We start from the raw sequence: 14,240 nt of genomic DNA on the forward strand, positions 1-14,240 counted from the left end.
CTCTTTCTTTGTCAGAAAATATCATAATGTGAAGAATTGATAAATATGGAATGGTACGTATTTTAAATAACTGATAAAAATGTGTAAGGAAAAATTGATTGTCACATTTTCAATAAGAATCTGTGATTTTTTTCACAGTATTTATTCTTCAAGCTTGTTATATATAAAGATAATCATTCTCAATTAAAAAATATTAAATAAAACAGGTGATTATCTTGCTTGGAAAATTAAAAAAAGGTGAAAAAGGTAGAATTCTTCATATATCTAGTATTGATCATTTAGTACGCCGCCGTTTGTTAGACCTTGGAATAACAGAGGGTTCAGAAGTATGTTTGAAATGTGTCATGCCTTTTGGAGGCCCGATCATGGTTGAATCTTGTGGACAATGTATTGGCATTCGCAGAAAAGAAGCAATCCAAATTGAAGTGGAGAGATTATAATGGAAATTGCTCTTATTGGGAATCCGAATACAGGGAAAACATCCCTTTTTAATCATTTAACTGGTTCCTATGAATATGTGGGGAATTGGAGCGGAGTTACTGTAGAAAAAAAGATAGGGATTTTTAAGAATAATAAAGATAAATTAATTGATTTGCCTGGAATTTATACACTTAATCCACTTTCAAAGGATGAAGGGGTTGTAACACAGTTTTTATTAACAGAAATAGTTGATAAAATGCTAAATATTCTAGATGCTTCTCAAATAGAGCGGAATTTGCATTTAACGATCCAGCTTTTAGAATATGGGAAGCCTACTATTATTGGCTTAAACATGATGGATGTTGCTTCAAAAAGAGGGATTCATGTAGATCCAGTGAAATTATCGCAAACACTTGGTATACCTGTTGCTCCTGTTGTTGCTAGAAGTGGCAAGGGCTGTACAGATCTTGCTGCGACTATTATAGAAGGGGATATCCCAAACCCAAACCCATCTCTCGTTCATTATGGGACAGAAATTGAGGAAGCAATTGAAAAGCTAGAAGAATTATTGGAAGGCAAACAGAACCATTCTGTTCGTTGGCTTGCTCTTCAACTCTTTGAAGGAAATCAATATGTGAAACAATATTTGTATAGTGTAATAGGTGAAGAGAGGCTCAATTTTTTCTTGCAGCAAATTGAAAAAACGATAAACACAAACTATCAGACTTCCTTGGAGCAATTCATTTTTCAAAAGAGAAAAGCGAAAATTGATTGGATTATTGCTGATTCAGCTATTAAAAGGAATCTAACAAAGACGCCTTTGTCTGAAAAAATTGATGCGATAGTCACAAATAAAATATTAGGTTTGCCGATTTTCTTTTTACTTATGTACTTGATGTTTATGCTAACCTTTGATTGGCTTGGATTTCCTTTATCTGATTACCTAGATGGATTAATAACTGGTCCTATTGCTTCGGGAATTGAAAGCTTGCTAAGTGCTGTTGGAGCCTCTGATTTCATTCATGCATTAATTCTTGATGGCATTGTAGCTGGTGTAGGGGGAGTACTTGTCTTTGTTCCACAAATATTTATTCTTTTCTTTTTCATCTCTTTACTTGAGGATTCAGGTTACATGGCACGGGTTGCCCTTGTAATGGATCGTTTGATGGAAGCAGTAGGCTTAAATGGGAAAGCATTTATCCCAATGATGATAGGATTCGGATGTAATGTACCTGGGATTATGGCTGCTAGGACGATTGAAACACCAAAGGAAAGGTTATTAACGATATTGTTAACACCATTAATGTCCTGTTCTGCACGATTACCTATTTACGCTCTTTTTGTAGGTGCATTTTTTGTTCAACAAAAAGCCTTAATTGTTCTATCGATTTATGTATTAGGGATTGCTGTTGCCTTTATTCTCGCTAAAGTTTTTTCTTCCACTATCTTAAAAGGTGAGACTTCATTATTTGTTATTGAACTGCCTCCATATCGTTTGCCGCAGTTCCGGGCGTTATGGAGAAGCACATGGGATAAAGGAAAAGGCTTTTTAAAGAAAGCTGGAACATTTATATTTGCTGGCTCTGTTTTTATTTGGCTCTTGTCCTATGCAGGCCCTAGCGGAATGGATGTAGCTTTAGATGATAGCTACTTAGCAGTGATTGGAGGATTCATAGCTCCATTATTTGAACCTATCGGATTTAATTCTTGGCAAGCGGGGGCATCACTTATTACAGGATTTTTGGCAAAAGAAGCAATTATTTCTACGATGAATATTATTTATTTTGTTCCAGATGAAGCAAGTTTACAGGGGCTGCTTTCTAATTATTTCACCCCCCTCTCAGCGTACAGCTTCATGATCTTTATTTTATTGTACATTCCATGTCTTGCTACTACAGCAACGATTTATAAAGAAACAGGTTCGAAAAGGTGGACCGTGTTCTCGATTGGATATGCATTAATAATTGCCTATATTCTTTCTTTCGTGATTTATCAGGGAGGAAAGCTGCTTGGTCTTGGCTAATCGGAAAGTTTAAGTTTATTAACGTACTAAAATAAAGCGTGTATTCAATTAAATATCTGCTAATAAGTTCGCATAAGAAAAACTAAGGCATTCTCCAAAAAGGACTTGGTGAACGCCAAGTTTTTCTAATATAAAGTAAGAAGTCAAAGTCAGGGGTGATGATAATGGCAGCAAATATTTTAATTGGAGTATTGATTTTCGGATATGCGAGCTGGGCTTTATTCAATTTTATAAAAAAGTCCAAGAATGGAAAATGTACAAGCTGCTCACTGAAAAAATCCTGTTCAAGTTCATGCAGCTCAATCTCAGATATTCAAAAGTAAATAATAGGTATCTATAGACATTTGCTAAAGGATATTACCAAAGGAAAAATAATCATTTTCCGATAGGATTTGGCAAATGTAAAGTTTTTCTAATTGTCAATTCTTAATTACATCTTTATAATTGAAGGACGTGTGATTGTACACAATATTTTAAAGGGATGAGGCAGACATTGACTCGAGATGAAATTATTTTTAGAGTATCTGAAAAAATACGTCTTATTCGTACAGAGGCAGGGTATACACAGGACAAAATGGCGGAAATTATCGGTGTATCCAAGAAAACTCTCGTACAAATTGAAAAAGGCCGAGTAGAGGCAGGATGGTCTACAGTCGTAACGATTTGTGCTTTATTTCGGGAAACTGAAACAGTACGTTTCTTATTCGGAAATGAGCCCCTTGAGGTTCTAGAAATAATTGCTCGTGAAGGGATTGACTATCGAAAAGAAAAAACAATGGGCGGAAAAATATGGTGGAGAGAAATAGATAAGCATAATGGCTTATTGCTCCAGCAAAATATGATTAGTCAGCATTTTCGGATTATTGATGAGGATCATTTCCGTATTTTTAGCAGTTTTGATGAAGCTTCTTCAAAAGAAAGATTTTCAGAATTAGTGATTGAAAAAAACAGGGGATTGTAAAAATTGGGTTAAGTGAAGTAAAGTAGCTGCCTCTTTTTACTTTGCCCTTGTTTTTTTACAAAAATATCCAAAGATAAATACTTACCCTCATAAATCTCCTTTTATCATCGAATCTTTTATTGAACAACTATGAATCATGCAGCTATGAATTGTTTTGGAGGTAATATGGGAAATTTTTTAAAAAAGTTCCAGAGGTTCTGGAAGAAGAGGCATATGACTCAGATTGCTATATTATCTGCATCTATGGCAGTATTAGCATTTTTGAGCTTTTTTTATTATTTCTCAAAAAATGCGGATATTAGTGCATTGAATGCTGGCCTTGATCAATCGACGATCATTTATGATGTGAATGGTGAGGTTGCAAGCAAAATCACATCTAATAAAGTAGAAGGAGTACCCATTCAAGAAATACCTGACCATATGAAAAATGCGGTAATTGCAATTGAAGATCACCGTTTTTATGACCATAATGGCATAGATATTATTGGCATAGGGAGGGCGTTTTTTACAAATTTGAAAGCTGGTGAAATTGTGGAAGGTGGAAGCACAATCACACAGCAATTAACGAAAAATGCTATGCTCTCTTCTGAAAAAACATATAAGCGTAAAATAGAGGAGTTTTTTCTTGCAAGAGAAATCGAGAAAGTATATTCAAAAGAAGAAATTCTTCAAATGTATTTAAATCAAATCTATTTTGGAGAAGGAGCATGGGGGATAAAACGGGCAGCAGCGAAGTATTTTGGAAAAGAAGTCAAGGATCTGACCATAAGTGAATCAGCTCTATTAGCAGGTTTGATTAAAGCTCCATCTGCGATTAATCCATATAAAAATGAAAAAAAAGCAATAGAACGCAGGGATATCGTTTTGCAGCAAATGAAAACAAACGGTTTTATTACGAAAGAGCAATATGAAGAAGCTAAAAATGAACAACTAGTTTTTGTTGATAAAAGCGATGATCCTTTTAAAGGTAAATATCCCTACTATGTTGACTATGTTCTAGAGGAAGGGATGAAAAAGTACGGACTTACGCTAGAGGATTTATTAACGGGTGGTTATCAGATTTATACAGAGCTAGATCCATCTATGCAAACAGCAGTAGAAGACACCTATTCGAATGATTCGATGTTTCCTGTCGGAAAAGAGGATCAAATCGTTCAAAGCGGAGCTATTCTTATAGATCCGAAAAGCGGGGGTGTTCGTGCACTTGTAGGAGGCAGAGGTGAGCATACATTGCTTGGCCATAATCGGGCAATCCATCCTGTTGGACAACCTGGCTCAACAATGAAGCCGATAGTACCATATACACCTGCACTTGAAAATGGCTGGGAAATTACGGATGAATTAAAAGATGAAAAAATGAAGTTCGGTGATTATGAGCCCAATAATTATAATTTTCAATTCCGTGGCCAAGTTCCAATGTATGAAGCAGTAATGGACTCTCTAAATATTCCTGCTGTATGGCTTCTCAATGAGATAGGGATTGAAAAAGGAGTTGATGCTGCCAAGAGATTCGGGATTCCAGAAGAAGCCATTAATGAAAATCTCGCACTAGCTCTTGGTGGAACAAACAAAGGTGTTTCCCCATTAACCATGGCGGAAGCTTACACTGTTTTTGCTAATGAAGGAGAAAAATACGAAGCCCACTCCATTTTGAAAATTTTGGATTCAAATGGTAAAGAAATCGCAAAATGGGATGGTAAAAAGACACGGGTTACAACGAAGGCAGTTGCAGATAAAATCACTACTATGCTCCTTGGTGTCGTTGAACATGGATCAGGGAAAGCCGCACAAATTCCGGGGAGAGAAGTAGCAGGAAAGACAGGCTCAACTCAAGTGCCAATTGATGGTGTTAACGGGATAAAAGATCAATGGTTTGTTGGCTATACACCTCAGCTTGTAGGAGCGGTCTGGGTAGGATATGACAAAACGGATAGTAATCATTATTTGACAACAACAAGCGGAGAGAGTACTGCTCCTATATTTAGAGAAATAATGTCTAAAGCATTATATAACGAAGAGTCAGTATCTTTTCAAGTTCCCCATGTTGCACCATTGATGGAAAAGCGAAAGCAAGAAGAACAAATTAATAAATTAGAAAATGACATGAAGAAAAATGCAGACAAATGGAAAAAGAAGATAGAAAAAGAACAGAAAAAATGGAAAAAGAAGTGGAAGAAAAATAAGGGTGAAAAAAATGATTAGAAAGTGCGGTCCTATTATGTGGCCGTGCTTTTTTTTTGGTAAAATTTTGTTTATAAAGGATTTGGCAGTGTTATAGCTTAGTGTTGAAAATGCTATTTTATTGTTGATTGGAGCGGAAGGCGCGAGTTCCTCGAAAATGCTAACGCATTTCCTTCGTGCGATGTTTATTCGAGGAAGATTATTCAACGTCCTGCGGGAGAAGCGAGTCAAAGGGAGACCCCGCAGGAGCGCTCTTCGAGGAGGCTTCTGGACCGCCCACGGAAAGGGAGTGCCTGCAGCGGAAATCAACAGGAAAGTTTAACATAGCCAAGGTTTTAAAAAAATTTTTAACATAAGTGAACGAATTTATGGTGTTAGCCGTCTAACAATTGAAGTATTGAATGGAAGAAGCGGAAGTAAGGAAAGAGAGGAACAAAATCAGATGGAGGAGAAAGTGCTCATTCAAAGCGCAAAGTCAGGAGATAAGCGCGCCTTTGCTACGCTTTTTCAACATAATTATCCCTTCTTGGTCAAGTATTTAATTAAGGTGACATTGAATCCAGATTTATCAGAAGAGCTCGCACAGGAAACAATGGCAAGATGTATAGAGAAAATTCATTTATATCAATATAAATCGAAATTTTCCTCATGGCTCATTTCCATCGCAACTAATTTATATATTGATCAGCAACGGAGAAAGAAAAGAGAAAAAAGCTGGCAGCAGGAAGAGGAAAATTTTCGCAAGCTTAAATGGCAAATGGAAAGCCGAAATGAAGAGTGGAATGATGCATTGTCCGCATTAGCTAAGCTTGCTAATGATGTACGCATTCCGATTATTTTAAAACATTATTATGGCTATTCATATGATGAAATTGGGGAAATGATGAAGCTGTCACCTGGGACAATTAAATCAAGAGTTCATAATGGAATTATGGCTGTAAGAAAGGAGCTGAGGCTAAATGACGAAACAGAGAGACTTGAGAGATAACGAGCAACTAGATGAGGGATTATTTGAAGTTATAAAGGAAATTGAGCTTGGACTAGAATCTGTTGAAAAAAGTGATCTAGTTTATACACCTAATATTGAATGGTTTGAAAATTTAGTAGTAGAAGAAAAAAGGAATATAAGAAAAAAGCTAATATTCGATGTAACACTGTTTACCGTTGTGGCCATGCTTGTATTGAGTACTATACTCTTTGCTTTATATAGCATTCCGGTTGTCTTTTTTACTATCCAAGGATGTGTAACAATTTTTATTGTCGTTTACTTTACGATTCAGCATGTTAAACAGGTGAAGGAAACATGAATGAAGAAATTTCTGTCCCATTACTCATTGTTGTTGCAGTCATTCTCATAAGTCAAAGTATCTTTTTATTTTCAAATGCTAGGAAGCATGGGCATAATTATTGGTTATGGGGTATACTTGGCTTGATACAGGCACCCATGCCAACCCTTGTCTATCTTTACTTTGTGAGGAAGCTTTGGCATAAAAAGAAGTAAAAAACTGAATTAAGGGATGAGGGCTAGTGAGAAAATCCAAGCAGTTATTTCTATTACTAAGCACTATTTGCCAGCTACTCGGGATTGTAATGTTGTTTATAAATATAAAAGCAGCAATATTTATTTTTGCGATCTATGCATTTCTAATGATCATCATTTTTATCATTTTAATCATGGAGAGAAAGAATGAAAAATTGGAGGAGAGACGTAATGATTATCGTAACTATTGATTCGGTTCCAGGGAAAGAGATAAAGGAGATAATAGGCTTTGTAAGAGGAGGTTGTATTCAATCCAAGCATATTGGTAAAGACATTATGGCCGGCTTAAGGACAATTGTAGGTGGAGAAATTAGTGAATATACAGAAATGATGGAAGAGGCAAGACAAATAGCAATTGGGCGTATGGTAGAGGATGCTAAAGCAAAAGGCGCAAATGCAATCATTGGCATGCGTCTGCAATCTGCTGCAGTCATGCAAAATGCCTCAGAAATTATTGCCTATGGAACAGCAGTAATTGTGGATTAAAAGTTCATAAAATATTCACTTTCTTGTCACGAAATGTTGCTATCTGTTCGAAAATTCCCCCAATAAATATGCTATTTTTATGGTATAAATCAAATTTATATTAGTATGGGGGATTCATAATGGAACAATTCTCAATTACATTAGCAATAGCTAGTATTATGGTACTTGGTTATTTTATAGGTTATACAGTTGTAAAACACTAAAACTGCTTGCTTAATTGCAAAGCAGTTTTTTTTATGCCCATAAAAATTGAAAAATAGGGAATAGAATATATAGTGAAACTTCAATTTTTAAGGAGGTATTAAATGACTGGATTTCGGATTGAACAAGACACACTTGGGGAAGTGAGTGTTCCAGCTGATAAATATTGGGGAGCACAAACTCAAAGAAGTAAAGACAATTTTAAAATTGGGATTGAAAAAATGCCTATGGAGGTTATTTATGCTTTTGCAAAAATAAAGAATGCAGCTGCCATTGTAAATCATAGGCTTGAAAACCTACAAGAGGAAAAAAAGATTGTAATAACTCAAGCAACCCTAGAAATTTTACAAGGAAAGTTTGATGAACATTTCCCACTAGCCGTTTGGCAAACAGGGAGCGGAACGCAAACAAATATGAATATTAATGAAGTGGTTGCTAGAAGGGCGAATGAATTGCTACAAGATAATGGAGATAGTGTCCATCCAAATGACGATGTTAATATGTCTCAAAGCTCGAATGATACATTCCCAACAGCCATGCATGTTGCTGCTTATATCGAAATAGCAGAAAAGCTTATTCCATCACTTCAAGAATTGAAAGGGACGATCGATCAAAAGGAAAAAGTGTTTGCACATATTGTCAAAATCGGGAGAACCCATCTACAAGATGCTACACCATTAACATTAGGGCAGGAAATAAGCGGCTGGAGGGCCATGTTAGATAAAAACGAACGAATGATTTCAGTGGCGATGACCCATCTCCTCGATTTAGCAATTGGTGGAACTGCTGTTGGGACAGGAATTAATGCACATAAATCATTTGGTGATGAAGTGGCTTTAGAAATTGCCAATCTAACTGGTCACCCATTTCGTTCGTCAGCTAATAAATTCCAAGGACTAACAAGTCATAATGAAATTGTTCATGTCCATGGAGCATTAAAAGCTCTGGCTGCAGACCTGATGAAGATAGCCAATGATGTTAGATGGCTAGCGAGTGGACCAAGAAGTGGGATAGGAGAATTATCGATTCCAGCAAATGAACCCGGTAGTTCAATTATGCCTGGAAAAGTGAACCCAACACAAAGTGAAGCATTGACGATGGTTGCGTGTCAAATCTTCGGAAATGATGCAACGATCGGTTTTGCGGCAAGCCAAGGAAACTTCGAATTAAATGTCTTTAAACCAGTCATTATCTTTAATCTTCTCCAGAGTATTCGTCTATTAGCTGATGGAATGAGATCATTCAATGAGAAATGTATGGTAGGCTTAGAGGCAAATGAAGAGGTAATTGACGAACATGTGAAAAGGTCACTTATGCTTGTTACCGCGCTAAATCCACATATTGGATATGAAAAAGCTGCTGAAATTGCCAAGCTAGCTTTTAAAGAAAATAGTACATTAAAATCTGCTGCTTTAAAGTCCGGATATGTTACGAATGAGCAGTATGAAGAATGGGTTGATCCTAAAAAGATGTTGTAATGTAAAATCGTAATGATTTTTCTAGAGAGCATTCTTTAATACTCTTCTCTAGCAATGAAAAGGCCCCCATTTACTGGGGGCCAAGCCATATCATATTAAATTATATTAAACAAATTTATTAATGTTGAAAACCGCCAAGTTGTTGTTCAGCCATTTGCACTAGGCGTTTTGTAATTTCTCCTCCAACTGATCCGTTGGCACGAGATGTAGTATCAGCACCTAAGTTTACTCCAAATTCATTTGCAATTTCAAACTTCATTTGGTTAAGTGCTTGTGCTACTCCAGGTACAAGTAATTGGTTTGAGGAATCGCTTCTGTTAGATGTTTGGTTATTCATAATGTTTCATCTCCTCATAATAATTTTAATATTGGTTGGGCTAGCCGGAATTGCACCGACACAAGTTAAACTTGTTACCTCTTCGTGGTTTAACCCAGCGGTTAGTAGTAAGCTGTATGTCCCTGTGTTTACTCTCTATTATGTTTGTTTTCGCGAAGATTATTCTTGAAAAAATAGTGGGAATTGTTCCCTAATGAAAATTACATAACTATAGAAAGAGAAACGAACGCTATAAGTAAACGGAAGTTTTGTTAAGTCTAATTTCCTAGGCTGTTTTAAAGCTTAGTGTAGATAATGCTATTTTGTTGTTGATTGGAGCGGAAGGCGCGAGCTCCTCGAAAATGCTAACGCATTTCCTTCGTGCGGTGTTTATTCGAGGAAGATTTTTCAACGTCCTGCGGGAGAAGCGAGTCGAAGGAAGACCCCGCAGGAGCGATAGTGACGAGGAGGCTTCCGGACCGCCCGCGATCGCTAAGTGCCTACAGCGGAAATCAACAGGGAAGCTTAACATAGCCATTTCCCAAAAGGCACGAAGCTAATTTCAAATTATTTTGAACGGAGAGGAAAGAGATATGGCTTTTTGTCCAATTTGCAATGGATTTGAAGAAATTAAAATAGCTTGCTCCTCATGTGGAAATGCATTAATGGATAATGGCAGGATCATGGATTATTATGATGATTACAGTCCATACATGCCTATTGATCAAATGAAAATGGAGGATGGTTACCCAGCAGATTATGAAAATAGAGAATGCCCACATTTATTAAAATGCGCTGTTTGTGGGATGAATGTGGTGAGGCTTATAAAAGAATAAACGAAAAAGGAACACCTTTTAAGAAGGGTTCCTTTTTCGTTTATTCTACCATAATTAATCATTTGACAGATATATTTACTCAGCTTTAAATGGTGGTTCTTCATGATAAAGCTCTCTAGCTTCCTCAATGTTCGTCGTTTCTTCCCTCATATGGACAGACCCGCCAGACATTCCTTCGTTAATCATTCGATCGATATCCATATAGGCCTTGTCTCTGCCCTGATGATGCGAATCCTCTTGTACTTTTTTATTTTTGGACAATGTTGATTCCTCCTTTGACCGTTTAAGATATTTTTCCAAAGAAGGTTCCGAAACATACAAAATTATTGATCATATACATGGAAAAGCATCAATTCATGAATTTGGTCCATTAGCTGAATTTCATCTTCTCCATTTGGAGTAGCGGATGTCCATTCAATTTTTCCATTTTGATGATAAATTCCATTAAACATTTGCTTATTATAGTAAAATGAAAACTTCCATCCTGGCAATTGTTTATTTTCGTATAATGGCTTGTATTGAAAATGTGTTAACAAATCGCTGCCCCCTTTAATACCATTTTACCCAATCTTGTCAAACAACCCAATAAAAATTGTTGCAATTTTAATCCAGTTTAATTCCTTATTAACAGGGGAATAAGAAGAATGTACAATTGTTTATCGCAGATTAACGGGCAGTAAGACCCCCACTTCAAGGTTGCGAGAGATCAAAGAAACCTAAGTGGTGGATCAACTGCCCGTAAAGGCCCGACGACGGACACGATGTCCTAGTCAGGCGAAAGCCACAGGACGTTGCGTTTTGAGCGTGATTGGTAACTAACCATCAGTGGGGGATGAAAGCCGACTAAGAACGCCACGTCCTGTGGCAACGTCGGCACTAGCACGTCCTATGCGTCGGAAAACCCCCACTGATGGAAGTTTCACTTTATGTACAAATAGGAGGATGCCTTAGATGAATAGAAATAAAGTAGCATTGACGACATTAGCATTGGGAACCGCTTATTTATTAAGAAATGATAAATCTCGTCAAAAATTAAAAAAGCAATTTCGTTCATTCGCTGGTCCGTCCAAAAGAAGGAGATAAATAAAAACGTAAGCCCGGTTTTAAAAAGATATCGGGCTTACTTGGCTAATAGGAAAGTTTAAGTTTATTAACGTACTAAAGTAAACTGTGTATTCAATTAAATATCTGCTAATAAGATCGAATAAGAAAAACTAAGGCATTCGCCAAGTTCTTCAAAAAGAGATTATCTTAAGCCAGCGAACTCAAAGAAAAGCTGAGTAAGTGAATGAATTCGATTCTTCTCAATTTCTTCTTCATCAAATTGCATTGGTTTTGAGTTAATTTCGTAAATGACATACTTCCCGTTAGAAGATATACCAGCATCAATTGAAAATTCTCCAAAAAAACCCATTTCTTCTGACAAAAGAAGACCGATACGATCTGCAGTATCTGCAAAAAATTGATCATGTTCCTTCGTTTGAATATGATGATAGGGAATTAAAAGACCGCCATTAGGTATATGTGTAGTAATTTCCTGTTTCTGAGATTGTCTAATGCCAATTCCAGTCGGCTGATATCTATTCTTTGAAAAATGAACGAGTACACGGAAATCAAAACGCTTACCTTTATATAATAATGGAGTAATAGCCTCTTGAGCGATATATGTCTTTTCTAAAAGCTTCGAACCCCACTCTGCCCAAAATGAAGGGAAATCTTTAAATGCATAACAATTTTTTAAGCCATTCATTTTGATAGATCCATCCTGATTCAAATAGATCTTATAGATACCACTCCCCTTTGATCCAAGTGCTGGTTTTAAATATAGACTATTATATTTGTTTAGGAGCTGAAGTAGTGAGGATTCTTCAGCAGCCATAATGGTTTCAGGAATGAATGGCTGAAGAAAAGGGTCTCGAGATAACAATTGATTAACCTCAAACTTATTAAGAAAAAAGGCATTAAAAAAGGGAATTTTTTTACTTTGAAAATAATGATAGGTTTGATAAAAAGAAATAGATTTTTCTTGTGTTCGAAAGGGAACACGATTATAGACAACATGGGGAAGAGGACATTTTACAGGAAACCATTTATCCTCATTTGGGACGTAAATAAAACCGTTTAGACTATCAGAAATATTTTGAGGAGTGAAAACGACGGAAATTCCGCCGTTTTTTAAGATTTCTTTCTGCAGCTCTTTAAATAATTGTCCATTTCCTATGACGTCATTACTCTTATTTCTTCCTGTTAGAATGCCGATTAGTGGAATGGAATTAATTGTGTCGACGCTAAAGGCAAGAAGATTTTCTGCTGGAATTGTATGATATTTTTTCACTTGGTGCAGATTGCTGCCAATCGTTATGAGCTTTTCTTTAGAATGAGTAAACCATTCTTTATTCTCTAAGGAATAATATAAATTCATTTAAAAACTTCCTCTGGACTAGTAATAGCTCTTTCAGCAAGAAATACTGCAAAAGAAAGTGAAAGTTTCCTAGTAAGAAAATCGAAATCCTTTAGCTGAGGATGTTTGAAAATAGATCTTCCAGGCTTTGAGTTTGCTTCAAATAGCCAGACGTTCCCTTTTCGATCCAGTCCGAGGTCAAAGCCTATTTCACCAATGATTCCCTCTATATTCTCTTCTAGAGCTTTACTCAATGAAAGGGCAGCTTCTTCTAATTTTGATTCCGCTAGAATTTGTTCTTCCATGGAAGTAAATACTTCGGAAATTGTTTTTATTACTCCACCACTGTTGACATGTGTTGTCACACTTCCAGCCCCCGCAATCTTAGCAGCAATTGCTGTAACAACCCAGTTGCCATGGTCATCTTTATTTGTATGAATTCGAAAATCTAGTGGTCGACCTTCTGTTCGAATCAAATGAATCCCCTGCTGGATAAGCATTCGGTTTAGTTTTTTTCCTGCAAAGACTTGGCTCATTAAGGATTCTAAGCTGCTATACTTTTGGAGTTTATTTTCACCAAGATGATCACGGAAGCGACAATAATAGAAACCCTCTGCTTTATTGTATAAAATTTGATGAATTCCTAGACCGAGACTTCCATTTACGGGCTTAATATAAACATGACCGTATTCTGCAAGCATTCTTTCTATTCCTGAAAAAGACGTAAAGGAATGTGTTTCTGGCAAATACATTGAAATTTGATCATTTTGAAGAAGCCTTTCATATACATCAAGCTTATTGAAAAAGCCAGGGTTATACCATGGGATTAAATATTCTATTTGCAACCGTTCTTTAACTTTTTTTTGTTCGGTCAGCCGTTCACTTTTTCGATTTGGCAGACGATCGTATATAACATTAGGAAAGGGAACTTCATAAATCTCCCAGCCATCTTTTTGATAAAATAATCCCTGTATTGTTCCATCTTCCCAATTAATATGCTGTTCACCGAATACAAATGGTAAAGCACCTACTGACTTTTTGACAGAAAGCAATTTAGCGAAAAACATACTTCTCTCTCCTATTGGTCTCATTGGAAAGAATGTAAAGCCTGATGTGAATATACCTACAAGCGGGCCAAGGAATAAGGTTTCATTATCAGTGAATAAATGAAGTGGAACATTCATATTTGGGAATTTAAGTTGATCTGCTACATCTTTACTTAAACTAATAACATTTCTGCCGCTTGGTTGATATTCAATTAATATATCAATTGAGTGAGAACCAAACGCTAACTTCGATAATTTCTTTTTATGGTTAAAATCTTTTGGAATACGGACTTTTTGGGAGATGTCGTGAAGAATTTCTACTTGATATTGTCGTCTCATTTGAAAGTCTCC

Annotated in this window: 18 protein-coding genes; 13 read left to right on the forward strand and 5 right to left on the reverse strand. The window is 36.3% G+C overall.

Annotated features, from left to right (window positions below):
• The first annotated feature begins 215 nt into the window (after nt 1-215).
• The 11 genes from FSZ17_RS07465 to fumC all read left to right on the forward strand — a co-directional run bounded on the left by FSZ17_RS07465 (nt 216) and on the right by fumC (nt 9,290).
• Nucleotides 216-440 carry a FeoA family protein gene (locus FSZ17_RS07465; protein ID WP_185150678.1) on the forward strand — a complete coding sequence of 75 codons (225 nt, stop codon included), beginning with the start codon at nt 216-218 and terminating at the stop codon, nt 438-440.
• Nucleotides 440-2,443 (forward strand): ferrous iron transport protein B, encoded by a 2,004-nt coding sequence (gene feoB / locus FSZ17_RS07470; RefSeq protein ID WP_057774601.1) that lies wholly within the window; start codon nt 440-442, stop codon nt 2,441-2,443. Before FSZ17_RS07465 ends, feoB begins: the two co-directional genes overlap by 1 nt.
• 164 nt (nt 2,444-2,607) lie before the next feature.
• Nucleotides 2,608-2,766 carry a FeoB-associated Cys-rich membrane protein gene (locus FSZ17_RS07475; protein ID WP_057774598.1) on the forward strand — a complete coding sequence of 53 codons (159 nt, stop codon included), beginning with the start codon at nt 2,608-2,610 and terminating at the stop codon, nt 2,764-2,766.
• Between the two features lie 170 nt (nt 2,767-2,936).
• Nucleotides 2,937-3,404: a helix-turn-helix transcriptional regulator gene (locus FSZ17_RS07480; RefSeq protein ID WP_057774595.1), complete on the forward strand. Its 468-nt coding sequence runs from the start codon at nt 2,937-2,939 to the stop codon at nt 3,402-3,404.
• 165 nt (nt 3,405-3,569) lie between these two features.
• The gene (locus FSZ17_RS07485; protein ID WP_057774593.1) at nt 3,570-5,606 is read left to right on the forward strand and encodes a transglycosylase domain-containing protein; all 2,037 of its coding nucleotides are present in this window, start codon (nt 3,570-3,572) and stop codon (nt 5,604-5,606) included.
• A gap of 421 nt (nt 5,607-6,027) precedes the next feature.
• Complete coding sequence (gene sigY, locus FSZ17_RS07490) at nt 6,028-6,573, forward strand: RNA polymerase sigma factor SigY (RefSeq protein WP_057774867.1); 546 nt, start codon at nt 6,028-6,030, stop codon at nt 6,571-6,573.
• Nucleotides 6,545-6,892: a YxlC family protein gene (locus FSZ17_RS07495; protein WP_057774590.1), complete on the forward strand. Its 348-nt coding sequence runs from the start codon at nt 6,545-6,547 to the stop codon at nt 6,890-6,892. Before sigY ends, FSZ17_RS07495 begins: the two co-directional genes overlap by 29 nt.
• Nucleotides 6,889-7,086, forward strand: a complete 198-nt coding sequence (locus tag FSZ17_RS07500; RefSeq protein WP_057774587.1) for a hypothetical protein — start codon at nt 6,889-6,891, stop codon at nt 7,084-7,086. Before FSZ17_RS07495 ends, FSZ17_RS07500 begins: the two co-directional genes overlap by 4 nt.
• A 26-nt stretch (nt 7,087-7,112) precedes the next feature.
• Nucleotides 7,113-7,316 (forward strand): hypothetical protein, encoded by a 204-nt coding sequence (locus tag FSZ17_RS07505; RefSeq protein ID WP_057774584.1) that lies wholly within the window; start codon nt 7,113-7,115, stop codon nt 7,314-7,316.
• On the forward strand, nt 7,297-7,611 hold the full coding sequence (locus FSZ17_RS07510; RefSeq protein ID WP_057774582.1) for a YbjQ family protein: 315 nt from the start codon (nt 7,297-7,299) through the stop codon (nt 7,609-7,611). Before FSZ17_RS07505 ends, FSZ17_RS07510 begins: the two co-directional genes overlap by 20 nt.
• A gap of 305 nt (nt 7,612-7,916) precedes the next feature.
• Nucleotides 7,917-9,290 carry a class II fumarate hydratase gene (gene fumC, locus FSZ17_RS07515; RefSeq protein ID WP_057774580.1) on the forward strand — a complete coding sequence of 458 codons (1,374 nt, stop codon included), beginning with the start codon at nt 7,917-7,919 and terminating at the stop codon, nt 9,288-9,290.
• Between the two features lie 118 nt (nt 9,291-9,408).
• On the opposite strand, the gene FSZ17_RS07520 is transcribed toward fumC, so the two are convergent.
• The gene (locus FSZ17_RS07520; protein WP_057774577.1) at nt 9,409-9,627 is read right to left on the reverse strand and encodes an alpha/beta-type small acid-soluble spore protein; all 219 of its coding nucleotides are present in this window, start codon (nt 9,625-9,627) and stop codon (nt 9,409-9,411) included.
• 572 nt (nt 9,628-10,199) lie between these two features.
• Between FSZ17_RS07520 and FSZ17_RS07530 the strand changes: the two genes are divergently transcribed.
• On the forward strand, nt 10,200-10,442 hold the full coding sequence (locus FSZ17_RS07530) for a hypothetical protein (RefSeq protein ID WP_057774574.1): 243 nt from the start codon (nt 10,200-10,202) through the stop codon (nt 10,440-10,442).
• A gap of 75 nt (nt 10,443-10,517) precedes the next feature.
• Here the strand turns inward: FSZ17_RS07530 and FSZ17_RS07535 are convergent, their stop codons facing one another.
• Nucleotides 10,518-10,703 (reverse strand): hypothetical protein, encoded by a 186-nt coding sequence (locus FSZ17_RS07535; protein ID WP_057774572.1) that lies wholly within the window; start codon nt 10,701-10,703, stop codon nt 10,518-10,520.
• 62 nt (nt 10,704-10,765) lie between these two features.
• Complete coding sequence (locus FSZ17_RS07540; protein ID WP_057774569.1) at nt 10,766-10,978, reverse strand: YheE family protein; 213 nt, start codon at nt 10,976-10,978, stop codon at nt 10,766-10,768.
• Nucleotides 10,979-11,393: 415 nt separating this feature from the next.
• Between FSZ17_RS07540 and FSZ17_RS23895 the strand changes: the two genes are divergently transcribed.
• Nucleotides 11,394-11,525 carry a hypothetical protein gene (locus FSZ17_RS23895; RefSeq protein WP_267128899.1) on the forward strand — a complete coding sequence of 44 codons (132 nt, stop codon included), beginning with the start codon at nt 11,394-11,396 and terminating at the stop codon, nt 11,523-11,525.
• A gap of 163 nt (nt 11,526-11,688) precedes the next feature.
• Here FSZ17_RS23895 and FSZ17_RS07545 read toward each other — a convergent pair whose 3' ends face one another.
• Both FSZ17_RS07545 and FSZ17_RS07550 read right to left on the reverse strand, forming a co-directional pair.
• A complete protein-coding gene (locus FSZ17_RS07545; protein ID WP_057774566.1) occupies nt 11,689-12,864 on the reverse strand; it encodes a YheC/YheD family endospore coat-associated protein in 1,176 nt (391 codons plus the stop codon).
• Nucleotides 12,861-14,228, reverse strand: coding sequence for a YheC/YheD family endospore coat-associated protein (locus tag FSZ17_RS07550; protein ID WP_057774563.1), 1,368 nt, complete (start codon nt 14,226-14,228; stop codon nt 12,861-12,863). Before FSZ17_RS07550 ends, FSZ17_RS07545 begins: the two co-directional genes overlap by 4 nt.
• Nucleotides 14,229-14,240 lie beyond the last annotated feature (12 nt).

The organism is Cytobacillus dafuensis (assembly GCF_007995155.1).
Taxonomy (GTDB): Bacteria; Bacillota; Bacilli; order Bacillales; family Cytobacillaceae; genus Cytobacillus; species Cytobacillus dafuensis.